The 16,161-nt window shown below is 62.7% G+C and carries 15 protein-coding genes; 12 read left to right on the top strand and 3 right to left on the bottom strand.

The genetic code is table 11. The features are described from left to right. The first annotated feature begins 85 nt into the window (after positions 1-85). The 7 genes from AC1D3C_RS02150 to AC1D3C_RS02180 all read left to right on the top strand — a co-directional run bounded on the left by AC1D3C_RS02150 (position 86) and on the right by AC1D3C_RS02180 (position 7,422). A complete protein-coding gene (locus AC1D3C_RS02150) occupies positions 86-1,018 on the top strand; it encodes an MYG1 family protein (protein WP_477481699.1) in 933 nt (310 codons plus the stop codon). A 95-nt stretch (positions 1,019-1,113) separates the two neighbouring features. Beyond that, positions 1,114-2,337 carry a LysR family transcriptional regulator gene (locus AC1D3C_RS02155; protein WP_477481700.1) on the top strand — a complete coding sequence of 408 codons (1,224 nt, stop codon included), beginning with the start codon at positions 1,114-1,116 and terminating at the stop codon, positions 2,335-2,337. A 299-nt stretch (positions 2,338-2,636) separates the two neighbouring features. Beyond that, positions 2,637-3,815 carry an ABC transporter substrate-binding protein gene (locus AC1D3C_RS02160; RefSeq protein ID WP_477481701.1) on the top strand — a complete coding sequence of 393 codons (1,179 nt, stop codon included), beginning with the start codon at positions 2,637-2,639 and terminating at the stop codon, positions 3,813-3,815. A 250-nt stretch (positions 3,816-4,065) separates the two neighbouring features. Continuing rightward, the gene (locus AC1D3C_RS02165) at positions 4,066-4,923 is read left to right on the top strand and encodes a branched-chain amino acid ABC transporter permease (RefSeq protein ID WP_247137551.1); all 858 of its coding nucleotides are present in this window, start codon (positions 4,066-4,068) and stop codon (positions 4,921-4,923) included. Further along, complete coding sequence (locus AC1D3C_RS02170; protein WP_477481702.1) at positions 4,920-5,957, top strand: branched-chain amino acid ABC transporter permease; 1,038 nt, start codon at positions 4,920-4,922, stop codon at positions 5,955-5,957. Before AC1D3C_RS02165 ends, AC1D3C_RS02170 begins: the two co-directional genes overlap by 4 nt. After that, a complete protein-coding gene (locus tag AC1D3C_RS02175; protein ID WP_477481703.1) occupies positions 5,957-6,706 on the top strand; it encodes an ABC transporter ATP-binding protein in 750 nt (249 codons plus the stop codon). The genes AC1D3C_RS02170 and AC1D3C_RS02175 overlap by 1 nt, the downstream gene beginning before the upstream one ends. Continuing rightward, positions 6,703-7,422 (top strand): ABC transporter ATP-binding protein, encoded by a 720-nt coding sequence (locus AC1D3C_RS02180; protein WP_040124005.1) that lies wholly within the window; start codon positions 6,703-6,705, stop codon positions 7,420-7,422. The genes AC1D3C_RS02175 and AC1D3C_RS02180 overlap by 4 nt, the downstream gene beginning before the upstream one ends. Positions 7,423-7,527: 105 nt before the next feature. Here AC1D3C_RS02180 and AC1D3C_RS02185 read toward each other — a convergent pair whose 3' ends face one another. The 3 genes from AC1D3C_RS02185 to AC1D3C_RS02195 are packed head-to-tail and all read right to left on the bottom strand — an operon-like array spanning position 7,528 to position 10,487. Continuing rightward, on the bottom strand, positions 7,528-8,280 hold the full coding sequence (locus tag AC1D3C_RS02185) for an ABC transporter ATP-binding protein (protein ID WP_477481704.1): 753 nt from the start codon (positions 8,278-8,280) through the stop codon (positions 7,528-7,530). Continuing rightward, complete coding sequence (locus AC1D3C_RS02190; protein WP_040124008.1) at positions 8,274-9,344, bottom strand: FecCD family ABC transporter permease; 1,071 nt, start codon at positions 9,342-9,344, stop codon at positions 8,274-8,276. The genes AC1D3C_RS02185 and AC1D3C_RS02190 overlap by 7 nt, the downstream gene beginning before the upstream one ends. A gap of 6 nt (positions 9,345-9,350) precedes the next feature. Beyond that, complete coding sequence (locus tag AC1D3C_RS02195; protein WP_477481705.1) at positions 9,351-10,487, bottom strand: ABC transporter substrate-binding protein; 1,137 nt, start codon at positions 10,485-10,487, stop codon at positions 9,351-9,353. A gap of 115 nt (positions 10,488-10,602) precedes the next feature. On the opposite strand from AC1D3C_RS02195, the gene AC1D3C_RS02200 reads away from it, so the two are divergent. The 5 genes from AC1D3C_RS02200 (at position 10,603) to AC1D3C_RS02220 (ending at position 16,161) form a co-directional block, all read left to right on the top strand. Next, positions 10,603-11,388 (top strand): class I SAM-dependent methyltransferase, encoded by a 786-nt coding sequence (locus AC1D3C_RS02200; protein WP_477481706.1) that lies wholly within the window; start codon positions 10,603-10,605, stop codon positions 11,386-11,388. A gap of 308 nt (positions 11,389-11,696) precedes the next feature. After that, positions 11,697-12,212: an invasion associated locus B family protein gene (locus tag AC1D3C_RS02205; RefSeq protein ID WP_477481988.1), complete on the top strand. Its 516-nt coding sequence runs from the start codon at positions 11,697-11,699 to the stop codon at positions 12,210-12,212. Then, a complete protein-coding gene (locus AC1D3C_RS02210) occupies positions 12,205-12,522 on the top strand; it encodes a type II toxin-antitoxin system VapB family antitoxin (RefSeq protein ID WP_477481707.1) in 318 nt (105 codons plus the stop codon). Before AC1D3C_RS02205 ends, AC1D3C_RS02210 begins: the two co-directional genes overlap by 8 nt. After that, complete coding sequence (locus AC1D3C_RS02215) at positions 12,522-12,914, top strand: type II toxin-antitoxin system VapC family toxin (protein WP_040124012.1); 393 nt, start codon at positions 12,522-12,524, stop codon at positions 12,912-12,914. The genes AC1D3C_RS02210 and AC1D3C_RS02215 overlap by 1 nt, the downstream gene beginning before the upstream one ends. A 670-nt stretch (positions 12,915-13,584) precedes the next feature. Then, positions 13,585-16,161 (top strand): response regulator, encoded by a 2,577-nt coding sequence (locus AC1D3C_RS02220; protein ID WP_477481989.1) that lies wholly within the window; start codon positions 13,585-13,587, stop codon positions 16,159-16,161.

A 16,161-nucleotide genomic window follows, 5' to 3' on the forward strand; every position in this document is an offset into this window, starting at 1 on the left:
ATGACGGGTTGAGCAGGCGTTCGGCAATGGCTATCAGGTGCTGACCGCAAACGAACCTTCCGCGAACCACGAGGCGCATCCCGGCATGACCCCAGATTTTCTCGTCACCCATTCGGGTGGCTTCCATGCCGACGAACTGCTGTCGAGCGTCGTCCTGAGCCGGCTTTTCCCAAAGGCTCGGATCGTTCGCAGCCGGGCGCCTGAATGGATCACGCCCGGTGCCGACCGCGTCATCTACGATGTCGGCGGCGCCTATGACGCTGCGGCGCAGATCTTCGATCACCACCAGCGCGGTGCGCCGTTGCGCGGCGACGGCCAGCCTTTCAGCTCGTTCGGACTGGTCTGGAAGCACTATGGCCGTGACTACCTTGCAGCCCTCGGCCTTCCCGGGGCTCATATCGAGGCTTTGCACGCCTCTTTCGATGCGAGCTTCGTGTTGCCGATCGATCTGATGGACAATGGCGCGCTCAGCCCCTCGATTGCGGGACCACTGGCCGGGCTCACTCTGCCATCTCTCCTGGAAACCCTGAAACCCGTGTTCGACGAAAAAGACCCGGAAGCAGAAAACCGCGCCTTTCACGCGGCACTTGCGATCGCCCGCAGTTTCGTCGAGGCAAGGATTGCCCAGAGCGCTGCAAAACTGCGGGCCGAGGCGCTCGTGCATCAGGCAATCGTGGATACGGGCGAGGGGCGCATTCTCGAATTGCCGACGGGAATGCCGTTCCGCCCGGCGATCATCAAGGCGGGCGCCGATCACCTGTTGTTCGTCGTTCACCCGCGCGACAAGGACTGGTGCCTCACGACCATCCGCCGAGCGGACGAAGGTTTCGAGGTGCGCGCCGATCTGCCGGCGGCCTGGGCCGGCCTGACCGATCGCGATCTCGAGGCAGCCTGCGGCGTCGAGGGCGCGAGCTTCTGCCATAACGGCCGGTTCATTGCCGCTGCCAGGACCCGCGAGGCGGCGCTCGCCATGGCCGAGTTGGCGGTCCGGGAAGCCGTTTCCAACGGGACCAGGTAAGGGCGGCCAGGAACAGGCGGCAGCCAAGGAGGCTCGGTCGAGGGCGGGCGGGCTTCCGCTTCCGGCATCGGCCAGATGTGCTAGAACAGCCCATCATGAGTTTTTCGCGGCCCGCGTCGTCATCCACGATCCTGCATCACAGCCTCAGGCATCTGAGGGCGTTCCTCGCGGTCGTCGATACCGGCTCGGTGACAAAGGCGGCGGAGCTCTGCTTCGTCTCCCAGCCGGCGGTCACCCAGGCGCTGTCGAAGATCGAAAAAACCGCCGGCCTGCCGCTGTTTTCCCGCACGCCGCAGCGGATCTTTGCCAACGGCGCCGGTGAAATCCTGGCGCTGCGCATCAAGCGCGCCTTCGCATACCTCGATCCCGCCCTGTCGGAACTGTCGCCGAGACTGCGGGTGACGGCGACCACCGCGCAGCTGAAATCCCTGATCGCGGTCCGCGAAACAGAGAACTTTACGCTCGCGGCCGCCCGCCTGGGCCTCAGCCAGCCGGCGGTCTATCGCGCCGTCGGCCAGCTCGAAGAGGAGGCGGCGCGTCCGCTGTTCGAACGGACCTCCTACGGCATCGTCGCGACGCGCGCGGCCCATGCGCTGGCCCAGGCGGCAAGGCTTGCCTTCATTGAGCTCGAACAGGCGGATGCGGATCTTGCGGAACTGACGGCGGCCGAGATCGGCCAGATCGTCATCGGCGCCACCCCGCTTGCCAAATCCTATGTGCTGCCGAAGGCGATCGCCAGTTTCCGCAAGATCCGCCCGAACCTGCCGATCCAGATCCAGGAAGGGCCTTACCCGGACCTGCTGGGCGCTCTTCGCCGCGGCGAGGTGGATTTCATGCTCGGCGCGCTGCGGGTGCCGGCGCCGATCGGCGATGTGGAGCAGAAGGTGCTGTTCCACGACACGGTGGTCATGGTTTCGGGCCAGGCGCATCCGCTGGCCGGCCGGGAGGAACTGACCGTCGAGGAGCTTGCCGCTTTCCCCTGGGTCGTCAACCAGAGCGGCACGCCGATGCGCCGGTATTTCGACAGCGTCTTTACCGGTTCTCCAAGCGGGCCGCCGAAGAGCATCGTCGAAACCGGCTCACTGATCCTGATGCGCGAGCTTCTGGATTCCAGCGACCATCTCGGCTGCACCTCCCGCCTTCAGGCGGAAGCGGAGATCGCCCGCGGGCTGATGCGGGCGCTGCCCTTCGATCTCAGCCACACGTCGCGGCCGATCGGGGTGACGACGAGAAGGGACTGGCTGCCGACGGCGGCACAGCAGGCGTTTCTGGAGCTTCTGCCGACCTGGTCCGAGCGCCCGGCCGATCGATCGCTATAACTAGAACTTATAAGTCCGGCAGATGAACTGATTAAGCCTGAAGACACAGGCCGGCTAGTGTGCAAATGCGCCAGACAGGTGGAGAGATTGGCGTTTGGGGCGAGCACCGCGGTGTTCCGTCCTCTGGAGGTTAACAAAAAGTTGAGAATGGCGGGGCGCCAAGGCATCCGGGCCCGTTGACTGACATATCGACCGTCTACGATATAGGCTAACAGTTATGACAGGCCCGGGCTCAAAGCCCGGATACTGTCCGGCAAGGCGTCTATAAGAAAATATCGCGCTCTGAGGAGGAGGAAAACATGCTCAATAGAAGAACGCTCATCGCAGCGGCAGGCTTGGCGCTCAGCGGCGTTGCTGCCATTCCGGCGGCCGCCCAGGAAACCATCAAGATTGGCCTCATCCTGCCGATGACCGGTCCGTTCGCATCGACCGGCCGTCAGGTTTCGGCCGGCGCCAAGACCTTCATGGCGATGAAGGGCGACACCGTCGCCGGCAAGAAGATCGAACTCGTCATCCGCGACGACGCCGGCACGGCCGACCAGACCCGCCGCATCGCCCAGGAATTGGTTGTCAACGACGGCGCCAAGGTTCTGGCCGGCTTCGGCCTGACGCCGCTCGCCATGGCGGTCGCCCCGGTCGCGACCCAGGCGAAGATCCCGTCGGTGGTGATGGCCGCCGGCACAGCTTCGATCACCAAAGCATCGGAATACATCACCCGCACCTCCGGCACCCTGCCGCAATATTCGCTGCCGGTCGGCACCTGGGCTGCCGCCAACAAGATCAAGAAGGTGGTGACGCTCGTTTCCGACTACGGCCCGGGCATCGATGCCGAGAAGTGGTTCACCAAGGAATTCAAGGCCAAGGGCGGCGAGATCGTCGAAGCCGTGCGCGTTCCGCTCGCCAATCCCGATTTCGCGCCCTTCCTGCAGCGCGTCCGAGACGCCAAGCCCGATGCGGTCTTCGTGTTCCTGCCGTCGGGTGCCGGTTCGCTGTTCATGAAGCAGTTTGCAGACCGCGGCCTTGCCGATGCCGGCATCAAGCTGATTGCGACAGGCGACGTCACCGACGACGATATCCTCAACTCGATGGGCAAGCCGGCAATCGGCACCATTACCGGCCATTTTTATGCCACCGCGCATGACAGCCCGGAAAACAAGGCCTATGTCGCTGCCTTCAAGAAGGCCAATGCCGACATGCGCCCGAACTTCATGTCGGTCGGCGGTTTCGACGGCATGGCGCTGATTTACGCAGCGCTCGAAAAGACCAAGGGCGACGTCACCGGCCCGGCCTTCATGGCAGCCGTCAAGGGCCTCTCCTGGACGAGCCCGCGTGGTCCCGTCTCGATCGATCCGGAAACCCGCGACATCATTCAGAACATCTACATGCGCGAGGTCAAGGACGTGAACGGCGAGCTGCAGAACGTCGAGTTCCAGACGTTCAAGGATCTCAAGGATCCGGAAAAGGCCGACGCCAAGTAGGGGCAGGGATAGCCCCTCACCCCGCCTCCGCTTCGCTCGGCGCACCCTCTCCCCGTAAACGGGGCGAGGGGGGAACCGCAACCGGCGCGGCATAAGCCTTCTCCACGACTTGACGGGGGAAAGGTGCCGGCAGGCGGATGAAGGGCAGGTTCATAACAAGAAGGTCAAGGCACTTGAGCCCCGTCGTTTTCCCGGCGACAATGCCGGGCAACATCATCGCTCGCAACAGGGCCTCGCAGAGAAGATTTATATGCTGACAATCCTGTTCGACGGCATCGCTTATGGGATGCTGCTTTTCATTCTGGCCTGCGGGCTGACGGTGACGCTCGGTCTGATGAACTTCATCAACCTGGCGCATGGCGCGTTTGCCATGGCCGGCGGCTACGTGACCGTGGTGATGATGAACCGCTACGGCATCTCCTTCTACTGGTGCCTGCCGGCGGCCTTCATCGTTTCGGCGCTGATTGGCCTTGTGCTGGAACGGACGCTCTACCAGTGGCTTTACCAGGCAAGCCATCTGGACCAGGTGCTCTTCTCGATCGGCATCGTCTTCATGGCGATCGCCGCGACCGACTATTTTATGGGTGGCCAGCAGCAGCTGATCAACCTGCCGCCGGAACTCTCCGGCCGCATGGATGTGTTCGGCGTCGGCGTCGGCCGCTACCGGCTCTTCACCATTATCGTCTGCGCGGCACTGGCGCTTGCGCTGCAGCTCATCCTCTCGAAGACCCGCTTCGGCAGCCGGCTGCGCGCCGCCGTCGATGACCGGCGCGTCGCCATGGGCCTCGGCATCAACGTGCCGCTCGTCTTCGCGCTGACCTTCGCCTTCGGTTCGGGCCTTGCCGGCCTCGGCGGGGCGATGGGCGCGGAAATCCTCGGTCTCGATCCGAACTTCCCGCTGAAATTCATGATCTATTTCCTTATCGTCGTCTCGGTCGGCGGCACATCCACCGTCTCCGGCCCATTCCTCGCCGCTCTGCTGCTCGGCATTGCCGACGTGGCCGGCAAATATTACGTGCCGGCGATCGGTCCCTTCGTCATCTACGGACTGATGATCGTCATGCTGATCGTGCGGCCGAACGGCCTGTTCTCAAGGGGTGGCCGATGACCGTTCTTCCGCAGGAAACCACCGTGTCCGCAAATTCCTCCACCGCTGCAGCCGAGACCCGCGCCGCGAAGCTGATGAAGCGCCGGAGCCGCATCCGCTTCTACGAGATCATCGTCTGGATCGCCGCTATCGCCGCTTATTTCCTGCTGCCGTCGAAGATGCTGATCCTCACCGAGATCGCCATCCTGGCCCTATTTGCGGTGTCGCTCGACCTGGTGCTCGGTTTCGCCGGCATCGTCTCGCTCGGCCACACCGCCTTCTTCGGCCTCGGCGCCTATGTGGCGGGCCTGATGGCGCAGCACTATTTCGCCGAACCGGTGACCGGATTGATCGTCGCGGGCGTTGCCTCCGGCGTGCTCGGCCTGCTCACCAGCTTCCTCGTCCTGCGCGGCTCCGACCTTACCCGCCTGATGACGACGCTCGGCATCGGCCTGATGATGGCGGAAGTCGCCAACCAGATGGCCTGGCTGACCGGCGGCGCAGACGGCCTTTCCGGCTTTTCGCCCGGCCCTATCCTCGGCATGTTCGAGTTCGACCTGTTCGGCAAGGTCGGTTATCTCTATTGCGTCGGCGTGCTCTTCATTGGCACGATGATCATGCGGCGCATTGCCTTTTCGCCTTTCGGCCTGTCGCTGAAGGCGATCAAGGGCAATTCGATGCGCTCCGCCATGGTCGCCGTGCCGGCGCGCAAGCGTATCGTCACCGCCTATACGGTCGCGGCCGTGTTTGCCGGCATGGCGGGAGCACTGCTCACCCAGACGACCGCCTTTGTCTCGCCCGACGTGCTCGCCTTCCATCGCTCGGCCGACGTCCTGCTGGTGCTCGTCATCGGCGGTACCGGCTATCTCTATGGCGGCATCTTCGGGGCGATCCTGTTCACGCTGGTCAAGGACTGGCTGTCGGTGATCACCCCGCAATACTGGATGTTCTATATCGGCATGCTGCTCGTCATCCTGGTGCTGGTCGGCCGTGACCGGCTGTCGCGCTGGGTCGAATACCTGCCCGAGCGCCTCTCGAAGAAGGAGGACCGCTGATGAGCGAGATCGTTCTCGAAACCAGGCACCTGGTGCGCCGCTTCGGTGCCTTCCTTGCCACCAATGACGTCAGCCTGAAGGTGGAGCGCGGCGCCCGCCACGCTCTGATCGGCCCGAACGGCGCCGGCAAGACGACGCTGATCAACCTTTTGACCGGCGTCTTGCCGCCATCGGAAGGCCAGGTTTTCCTCGAAGGCGAGGACATCACCTCGATGGCCTCGTTCCGGCGGGTCAAGCGTGGGCTGACCCGCACCTTCCAGATCAACCAGCTGTTCAACGAGTTCACCCCGCTCGAAACCGTGGCGCTGGCGATCGCCGAACGCGAAGGCGTTGGCCACAACCTGTGGCGATCGATCGCCGGTTACGGCAAGGTGGTGGACGAGGCGGCAGACCTGCTGGCGCGCTTCGGCCTTGCTTCTGTGATGGGCGAACGTACCGTAATCCTGCCCTATGGCAAGCAGCGCCTGCTCGAGATCGCGCTGGCCTTTGCGTCAAAGCCACGCGTGCTGCTGCTCGACGAACCGGCGGCCGGCGTGCCCGAAGACGAGCGGCACGAAGTGCTGCAGATTGTCTCCGACCTTCCCCCCGACGTCACCGTGCTGCTGATCGAGCACGACATGGATCTGGTCTTCTCGTTCGCCAACCGGATTTCGGTTCTGGTGGCCGGCGCCGTCTTCGTTGAAGGAACGGTTGCGGAAATCTCCAATGATCCGCGCGTCAAGGCCGTCTATCTCGGAGAAAACGCATGAGCGCCCCGGTTCTGGTCACCGAAAAACTGGTCGCGGGTTACGGCGAGGCGAGCGTTCTCGCCGGTATCAGCCTGACGATCCGCGAGGGTCGCACGCTGGCGCTGCTCGGCCGCAACGGCACGGGCAAGACCACCTTCGTCAATACGCTTGCCGGTGTCACCACCCATCATTCGGGCTCGATCCACCTGATGGGACGCGACGTCACCAAACTGCGCGCCGACCGCCGTGCCGCGGCAGGCATCGGCTGGGTGCCGCAGGAGCGCAACATCTTCAAGTCGCTGACCGTCGAGGAGAACATGACGGCGATCGCCCGCCCCGGCGTCTGGACGCTGGAACGGGTCTATACGATGTTCCCGCGGCTGAAAGAGCGCCGCAAGAACCTCGGCAACCAGCTTTCCGGCGGCGAACAGCAGATGCTGGCGGTCGGGCGGGCGCTGATGGTCAATCCGAAACTGCTTCTCCTCGACGAGCCGACCGAGGGTCTTGCACCGATCATCGTCGACGAACTGCTCGCGGCGATCCAGCGGATCACGCAAGGCGAGGGCATGTCGGCTATCATCATCGAGCAGAAGGCCCGCAAGGTGCTACCGCTCTCCGACGACGCTGTCATTCTCGATCGCGGCGCGATCGTCTACCAGGGGACCAGCGCCGACCTGCTCGCCAATGAAGAGATTCTCGGCCGGCATCTGACCGTGGAAAAGGGTGTCCGGCACTAGTTCGGAGAAGCGCAGGCGGCTTTTTATCGCCGACGTGCTGTGCGGTTCGGGCGCTTGATCGCGCTCAAGCCGCACACAACGCCCGGCAATACATTGAGCGGCTGCTTAGTGCGCCGTCCCGTCGACGATCACGTGGTCGTGGTCCATCGAGCATTTCTCGATGCGGGCATGGACCTTGTAGACGTTGCGCAGCATGTCCACGGTGACCACGTCGCGCGGGTAACCGCAGGCTCGCATGCGGCCGTTGGCGATCACCAGAACCTTGTCGGCAAAGCGGAGCGCCTGGTTGAGGTCGTGGATGGCGATCATCACGACCATGCCCTTCGAGCGCGCCCGCCGCTGCATGAAATCGAGCACTTCGACCTGCCGGTGAAGATCGAGCGCGCTGGTCGGCTCGTCCATCAGCATGATTTCCGGTTCGCGGACGAGCGCTTGGGCGATCGACACCAGCTGGCGTTGGCCCCCGGAGAGCGCACCGAGATCCCGAAACGCGATGGTGGTGATGTTGAGCGCCCGCATGATTTCGTCGATGAACGAGAGGTCGCTGTCGCTGACGCTCCAGGACTGGCCCTGCTTGCGGGCGAGAAGAATGGATTCGTAGACGGTCAGCACCGCATTGGCCGAGGTGTCCTGCGGCATGTAGGTGATGGCGTTCTTCGTCTTCGCGCCGTCGATGACGATATTGCCCGGCCCCTTCAGGAGGCCCGTGATGCGCTTGAACAGCGTCGACTTGCCGGCGGCGTTGGGGCCAATGACTGCGATCAGCTCTCCCGCCTTCATGACCGGCGTCGTCACGTCCTCCACGAACAGCTTGCGGCCGTGATAGGCGCCGACCGATTGCAGTTGCATCGCTACCATGACCGGCTCCGATTCGAGAGGATGAGCGAGAAGAAGAACGGAACGCCGACCAGCGCCGTGATGATGCCGATCGGAAAAACGACGCCCGGAATGATCGACTTCGAGACGATCGAGGTGAGCGACAGCAAAAGCGCGCCCGACAGGATCGAGCCCGGCAGGAAAAAGCGCTGGTCTTCGCCGAGGATCATGCGGGCGATATGCGGGCCGACCAGGCCGACGAAACCGATCGTGCCGACGAAGCTGACCGGCACGGCGGCGAGCAGCGAGATGATCAGCATGGTTTCGAGCCGGATGCGCCGGACATTGACGCCGAAGCTTGCCGCCTTGTCTTCGCCGAGCCGGATTGCGGTCAGCGCCCAGGCGTGGCGGGCAAACAGCGGCAGCGCGATCAGGAGGACGGCAAGGGTGATGCCGATCTTCGGCCAGGTCGCCTTGGTAAGGCTGCCCATGGTCCAGAAGACGACCGCCGACAGCGCCTGCTCGGAGGCAAGATATTGCAGGAAGGCGAGCAGCGCGTTGAAGGTGAAGACCAGCGCGATGCCGAGCAGCACGACCGTCTGCACCGAGACGCCGCGCATCTGCGAGATGAAATGGATGAACAGCGTGGCGATCAGCGCCATGACGAAGGCATTGGCCGGCACGAGCAGGGTGGCGGCAACCGGCAGGATGGAGACGCTGGTGACGATCGCCAGCGCGGCGCCGAAGCTGGCGGCGGCCGAGATGCCGAGCGTGAACGGGCTGGCGAGCGGATTGGCAAGAATGGTCTGCATCTGGGCACCGGCAACCGACAGCGCGGCGCCGACGACGATCGCCATGACGGCGACCGGCATGCGGATATCCCAGACCACGGCGCGGATCTGGGCCGAGACGGAGGAGGGGTCGATCAGCGCGGCGACGACTTCGCCGAGGCTGTAGCGGGCCGGCCCCCAGGCGAGATCGACGGCGAACGACAGACAAAGAGCGGCTGTCATGGCAGCGAGGATCACAAGCTTGCGGCGGGCAAGGGCGCGATAGCGCTCCCGCCCGGCTTCAGCTTCGATCGGCAATGCGGCGATCTCGGCCATATCGGGTTACTTCGCCGCCTTGGCGTCGATCCAGTAACCCGGCTGATACGGAACCGGCAGGAATTTCTCGTGGAATTCCTTGAAGGTCGCATCCGGGTCGAGATCGGCGAACAGCTCCGGGTGGAACCATTTTGCCATCCGCTGTACGGCCACGAACTGATATGGGCTCGTGTAGAACTGATGCCAGATGGCATGGACATTGCCGCCCGCCACAGCCTTGGAGCCGGTGAAGGCCGCATTCTGCATCAGGGCGTCCAGCGCCTTGCGACTGTTTTCGGCGGCCGCGGCGGCCGTCGGGCCGACATTCACGAAGTCCTTGGCGTCCTTGGTCTGGCTCCAGTTCGAGCCGGTGACGACGACGACATCCGGATTGGAAGCGACGACCTGCTCGGCATTGATCGAGCCGGTATAGCCCGGCAGGAAATCCGAACCGAGGTTATGGCCGCCGGCCCAATCCACCATCAGACCGAAATTGTCCGGGCCGAAGGTGCCGCAGCACTCAACCAGGCCGGCCGCCCGATACATGAAGACATTCGGCTTCTTCGGGTTGGCGGCCTTCAATTTGTCGGTCACGCGGGCCATCTGCTGCTTCCAGTAGGCGGCGACGGCTGCGGCGCGATCCTCGTGGCCGAAGATCTGGCCGAGAACCTTGAGGCTCGGTTCGGTATTGTCGAGGATGTGTTCGCGGAAGTCGATATAGACGATCTTCACACCGATCTTGTTCAGCATCTCCTCGAGCTTCACCTCGTCCGCGGCCTTCTTGTTGCCGATCGGCAAAAGCATGACGTCCGGGTTCAGCTTGACGACGGTCTCAGTCTGCAGCGTGCCGTCGGTCAGGTTGCCGAGGAACGGCAGTTCCTTGCCCTTCGGGAATTTCGCGAGATAGGCATCGTAGCCATCCTTGTCGGTGGTCAGCAGGTCGTTGCGCCAGCCGACGATCCTGGCGAAGGGATCTTCCTTTTCGATCGGGGCGACCGAATAGAGCATCCGGCCTTCGCCGAGAATAACGCGCTCGACCGGCTTGTCGAACTTCACCTCACGGCCGGCGACGTCCTTGACGGTGAACGACTGCGCCAGCACGGAAAACGGCAAAAGGCTTGCAAGCACAACCGTTGATGTTGCAAGCATTTTCGCGAAATTCATCTGGAAACTCCCCCGATGTCTGATAATGTCCGCATGCATATGAAATATGACTTTTGGAATCAAGTTCTATGTTTTAGAGCTCTTCCAAAGTAGTCTGACTATCGGGGCACCTATTATGAATTCGATGAACTCCAACTATTCCATCCGAGATGAAATCCGCGACTTCTGGTCGGAGAGAGCGGCGACGTTCGACGAGAGCGTTGGCCACGAAATCTTCTCGGAGGAAGAACGCAAGGGCTGGCAGCGGCTGATCCGCAAGCATCTGGGCGATGGCACCGGCCGCGCCGCCCTGGATCTCGCCTGCGGCACCGCCGTCATCTCGCATCTGATGAACGACGTCGGTTTCAAGGTCACCGGTCTCGACTGGTCGGATGCAATGCTGGGTCAGGCGCGCGCCAAGGCGAAGAAACGCGGCACCGATATCCGTTTCGTATCCGGCGACGCGGAAAATACGATGGAGCCGAAGAACAGCTACGATGTCATCACCAATCGACATCTGGTCTGGACGCTGGTCGATCCGCCGGTCGCTTTCGCGGAATGGTTCTCCGTCCTGAAGCCGGGCGGCAAACTGCTGATCCTCGACGGCAACATGGGCAAGGAGACCTGGGTTAAGGGCCTGCAGAAATTCTGGTCCAGGATCACCGGCAAGCCGGCCGCAAGCCACATGACCCCGGCCATGGCGGCGCGTCACCAGAACATCCGCTCGCGCGTCTATTTCTCGGACGCCATGCCGGCCGAAGCGGTGGTCGATCTTTTGACCAAGGCCGGTTTCGTCAACATCGTGGTCGACCGCAAGCTGTCCGACATCCATTGGGCCCAGGCCCGCAAGATGCCGTTCCTGCGCGGCCTGGAGCGCATGGTACAGGAACGCTTCGCCATCTGCGCGATGAAGCCGGAATAAGCTGCCGATCGAAGGTGGCTCGTGGCGGCCACCTTCGAGCCACCGCAAATATACACAGCATTTATGGTCGCCTGACATAATTGTGACCGGGCTGTGACCGCGGGCATTAACCTTTGGCCGCTTTCCCCGAAACCCGGGGGAAGCGCAAAGTCACGCGGATCACGATCCGGCCTCATCCGGGCCTCGCGCGTGCCTCGTTTCGGGACCTGCACCCGATGCAATTAACCTTGTGATAACCGATCGATTTTTGAATGGGCTATCTTCTGCGCGTGGCCATCGCCGCCGCGGCTCCCTCGCCATTTCCGACCATGGAGACAAGATTGTCCATCAAGCTTTTTGCCCTTTCCGCGCTCGCTCTTTCCGCAATTGCAGCACCCGTCCTTGCCCAGCCCATCCCGAGCATGGTGAAAAAATTCGACGCCTGGGGCCTCTATTCCTACAAGGGCGACGGCGGCACCACCTGCTACGTACTGACCACGCCGACACAGATGCAGCCCGCCAATGTCGATCACGGCGACAACTTTTTCCTCGTCGCGCCAAAGCCCTCCGGATCCGGCTTCTATCCGCAGGCGATCATGGGTTACGACCTCAAGGGCGGATCGCAGATGACGGTCACCGTAGACGGCCGAACCTTCGCCCTGGAGCCGAAGGGAAATTCCGGCTGGACGAAGCAGGAGAGCGCCGATGCCGCTCTTGTGGCGGCGATGAAATCGGGAAGCAGCATGACGCTCGAAGCGGTCTCCCAGCGCGGCACGCAGACCAGCTACACGTTCTCGCTTTCCGGCGTAAGCGCGGCATTGACTCAGGCGGGGCGCTGTGGCTGACAAGGGTTTCGCTCGCGTTGTCATGGCGGATGTGCTATCTGTCATGACAACGATTGGAGCGACTGCCATGAACCTGCAGATACGGGATCCCCGCGCCCGAGAGCTCGCGGAGCGGCTTGCCAAAAAACGTAATGTTAGCATGACCGAGGCGGTCATCGAGGCGCTTGAGGAGAAGCTTTCAAAAGAGGAGCAGGCGGAAACGCCGCTTCAGGAACGCGTGATGAAAATCGTCGATCGCCTTCATGCCATCAAGGGCGGAGAGGGGCGGGACATGACCAAGGATGAAATCGACGAGATGTGGGGCCATTAGTGTTCGTCGATACCTCCGTCATCGTCGCGATCTTTTCCAAGGAGGAGGATGCGCAACAGTGGATAGGCAAGATCGAAGCGGCAGAGAGCCTCTGCACCAGTGCTTTGGTCGTGCTCGAGACTGCCATGAGGCTGTCGACGAAGCTCGACGAGGATCCCCTCGTCATTGAGCAGGGTCTATCTGATTTCTTCAAAGAGACGAAAATCCAGATCGTCCCTATCGAGGAAGCCGATGGCGAGCTGGCGATCCGGGCATTCCGGGATTACGGCAAGGGCAGGGGACACCCAGCCCAGCTTAATCTGGCCGACTGTCTCTCTTATGCCTGCGCTAAAAACCGCGGCCTGTCGCTGCTCTACAAGGGCGCCGATTTCGCACGCACGGACCTGGCCTGAAGTCCCCCGATCGTGTCAAAAATAGCTGGTTTCTCCCATGGCTTTTTTGCGGCGGCACCCTAGTTGACGATTGTCAAAAAGGCTGTCCCAGGTGATCGTTGTCATGTAAGACGGCAGCACAGCGCCTATCGCCGCCGAAAGCCCGATGATGAATCATTCGACTGCCGAGACAGCCTTTCTTTCCCACAGCGGCGAAATGGCCCGTCTTATTGCGGCTTTCAATTGGGCAGCCACTTCGCTCGGGCCGATCGCCACCTGGCCGCAGAGCCTCAAGACAACGATTTCCCTCATGCTTCGTTCGCCGGTCCCGATCGTCACGCTGTGGAACGAGGACGGCGTGATGATCTATAACGACGCCTATTCCGATTTTGCCGGAAGGCGCCATCCCGGCATCCTCGGATGCAAGGTGCGCGAGGGCTGGCCTGAAGTTGCCGACTTCAACGACAACGTCATGAAGGTCTGTTTCGCCGGTGGCACGCTTGCCTATTCCGACCAGGAAATGGTCCTCGACCGCTCCGGCACGCCGGCCTCCGCCTTCATGAACCTCTATTATTCTCCGGTCTATGACGAGGCCGGCAAGCCCTTCGGCGTGGTGGCGATCGTCGTCGAGAACACGGCCAAGGTTCGCGCCGAGCGGCGGCTTCAGGGCGAAGGCGAGCGTCTGCGTCTGATGTTCGATCAGGCTCCGGGCTTCATGGCCATGGTGACCGGACCGGACCATGTTTTCGAAATGGCGAACGGCGCCTATATGCGTCTCGTCGGCGGTCGGGACCTGCTTGGGCGCCCCATCCGCGAAGCCCTGCCGGAAGTGGCCGAACAGGGTTTTTCCGACCTGCTCGATGAGGTTCGCAGAAGCGGCCGTCCCCATCTAGGCCAGGGTGTGAGCGTGAGGCTGGCGCGCCGGCCCGGCCTGCCGCCGGAAGAGCGTTTCGTGGATTTCGTCTATCAGCCGATCGTCGACGATGCCGGCCAGGCGACCGGGATATTCATCCAGGGCAGCGACGTCACCGATCAGAAGAAGGCGGAGATCGCGCTTCTCAAGGAAACCCGGCATCTCGAGGTGCTGAACCGGCTCGGCGCTGAACTTTCCGCCGAACTCGACCTCGAAAAGGTGGTGCAGATGACCACCGACGCCGGCGTCGAACTGACTGGCGCACAGTTTGGAGCCTTCTTCTACAACGTGGTCAACGACCGCGGCGAAAGCTATATGCTCTATGCGCTGTCCGGCGTTCCCCGGTCGGCATTCGAAAATTTTCCGATGCCGCGCAACACGGCCGTTTTCGCGCCGACATTCAGCGGCGAGGGCGTCATCCGCTCCGACGATATCATGGCGGATCCGCGCTACGGCCGGAACGATCCGTATTTCGGCATGCCAAAGGACCATCTGCCGGTACGCAGCTATCTGACGGTTCCGGTGATCTCGCGCTCCGGCGAGGTGATCGGCGGCCTGTTCTTCGGACATGCCGAACCGGCTCAGTTCCGCGAGGAGCATGAGCGGCTGGTTGTGGGGGCTGCCGGCCAGGTGGCGATCGCCATCGACAATGCGCGGCTTTTCCGCGCCGCGGAACGCGACCTCGCCGAACGCCAGCGCGCCGAGGAGGCGCTGCAGGTGCTGAATGCCGGCCTTGAACAGAAGATCGCGTCCGAAATCTCCGAGCGCATGAAGATGGAAGAGGCGCTGCGCCAGAGCCAGAAGATGGAAGCGCTCGGCCAGTTGACAGGCGGCGTCGCGCACGATTTCAACAACCTGCTGCAGGTGATCTCCGGCAATCTTCAGCTTCTCGCCAAGGACGTCGCCGGCAACCAGCGGGCAAGCCGCCGGGTGGAAAATGCGCTTGCCGGCGTGCAACGCGGTTCCAAACTCGCCAGCCAGCTGCTCGCCTTCGGCCGCCGCCAGCCGCTGGAACCGAAGGTGGTCAATATCGGCCGGTTCCTGACCGGCATGGAAGAACTGCTGCGTCGCACGCTCGGGGAGGATATCGAGGTCGAGACGATCCGATCCGGCGGTCTCTGGAACGTTCTGGTCGACCCGACCCAGATCGAGAATGCGCTCCTCAACCTTGCGATCAATGCACGCGACGCGATGGAAGACGGTGGCAAGCTGACGATCGAGGCGGGCAACGCCTTCCTCGATGACAATTACGTGCGCCAGCATGCGGACGTGCCGGCCGGCCAATACGTGATGTTGGCGGTGACCGACACGGGCACCGGCATGACGCCGGAGGTGATGGAACAGGTGTTCGAGCCGTTCTTCTCGACCAAGCCCGTCGGCAAGGGTACCGGGCTTGGCCTTTCCATGGTCTACGGTTTCGTCAAGCAGTCCGGCGGGCACGTCAAGATCTATAGCGAAGTCGGCCAGGGCACGACCGTCAAGATCTACTTCCCGCGCATCCAGCGCAGCGAGGATCTGGTGACCGACGCCGATTTCGGCCCGGTGACCGGCGGCACGGAAACCATTCTGGTGGCGGAGGACGACGAGCAGGTGCGCGCCACCGTCATCGAGCTGCTCGGCGATCTCGGTTATGCAGTGCTGAAGGCGAAGGACGCGGCGGGTGCGCTGAGTATCATCGAAAGCGGCGTGCCGGTCGATCTTCTGTTCACCGACGTGGTGATGCCGGGGCCGCTGAAGAGCACCGAGCTTGCCAGGCACGCCCGCGAGCGGATGCCGGATATCGCCGTGCTGTTCACCTCGGGTTATACGGAAAACTCGATCGTGCATGGCGGCCGGCTCGATTCCGGCGTCGAGCTGCTGTCGAAACCCTATACCCGCGAAGCCTTGGCGCGGAAGATACGCCATGTGCTGAACGGCCAGCAGCATCGCAACCGGGTGAGGGCGTCGTTCGCAGCCAAACCTGTCGCCCCGGTGATCGGGCAGCGACCGGTCAAGCCGCGTTATTCCGTGCTGCTGGTCGAGGACGATTTCCTGATCCGCATGAGCACCGCCGATCTTCTGACCGAACTGGGCCACGAGGTTTCCGAGGCCTCAACGGCGGAGGAGGCGATCATCATGATAGAGGAGCGTAGCTTCGACGTGGTGGTCACCGATCTCGGCCTGCCGGGTCTCTCCGGCGGCGAGTTCGCGCAGCAGGCGCGCAAGTTATCTCCCGATGTCGGCATCGTGTTCGCGACCGGCAACGACCGCATTCCCGCCGAGGCGGAAGTAGAAGGCGCAGTGCTTCTGAAGAAGCCCTATGGCAGCCAGGAAATCGCAATCGCCTTCGAGAAGATTGCAGTGCAGAAGGGCTGA

The organism is Neorhizobium sp. P1_A6 (assembly GCF_056406795.1).

Coding starts and splice junctions, on each gene's coding strand:
- AC1D3C_RS02150 (WP_477481699.1), top strand. CDS start 86: ATGACCCCAGATTTTCTCGTCACCCATTCGGGTGGCTTCCATGCCGAC.
- AC1D3C_RS02155 (WP_477481700.1), top strand. CDS start 1,114: ATGAGTTTTTCGCGGCCCGCGTCGTCATCCACGATCCTGCATCACAGC.
- AC1D3C_RS02160 (WP_477481701.1), top strand. CDS start 2,637: ATGCTCAATAGAAGAACGCTCATCGCAGCGGCAGGCTTGGCGCTCAGC.
- AC1D3C_RS02165 (WP_247137551.1), top strand. CDS start 4,066: ATGCTGACAATCCTGTTCGACGGCATCGCTTATGGGATGCTGCTTTTC.
- AC1D3C_RS02170 (WP_477481702.1), top strand. CDS start 4,920: ATGACCGTTCTTCCGCAGGAAACCACCGTGTCCGCAAATTCCTCCACC.
- AC1D3C_RS02175 (WP_477481703.1), top strand. CDS start 5,957: ATGAGCGAGATCGTTCTCGAAACCAGGCACCTGGTGCGCCGCTTCGGT.
- AC1D3C_RS02180 (WP_040124005.1), top strand. CDS start 6,703: ATGAGCGCCCCGGTTCTGGTCACCGAAAAACTGGTCGCGGGTTACGGC.
- AC1D3C_RS02185 (WP_477481704.1), bottom strand. CDS start 8,280: ATGGTAGCGATGCAACTGCAATCGGTCGGCGCCTATCACGGCCGCAAG.
- AC1D3C_RS02190 (WP_040124008.1), bottom strand. CDS start 9,344: ATGGCCGAGATCGCCGCATTGCCGATCGAAGCTGAAGCCGGGCGGGAG.
- AC1D3C_RS02195 (WP_477481705.1), bottom strand. CDS start 10,487: ATGAATTTCGCGAAAATGCTTGCAACATCAACGGTTGTGCTTGCAAGC.
- AC1D3C_RS02200 (WP_477481706.1), top strand. CDS start 10,603: ATGAATTCGATGAACTCCAACTATTCCATCCGAGATGAAATCCGCGAC.
- AC1D3C_RS02205 (WP_477481988.1), top strand. CDS start 11,697: ATGGAGACAAGATTGTCCATCAAGCTTTTTGCCCTTTCCGCGCTCGCT.
- AC1D3C_RS02220 (WP_477481989.1), top strand. CDS start 13,585: ATGTTCGATCAGGCTCCGGGCTTCATGGCCATGGTGACCGGACCGGAC.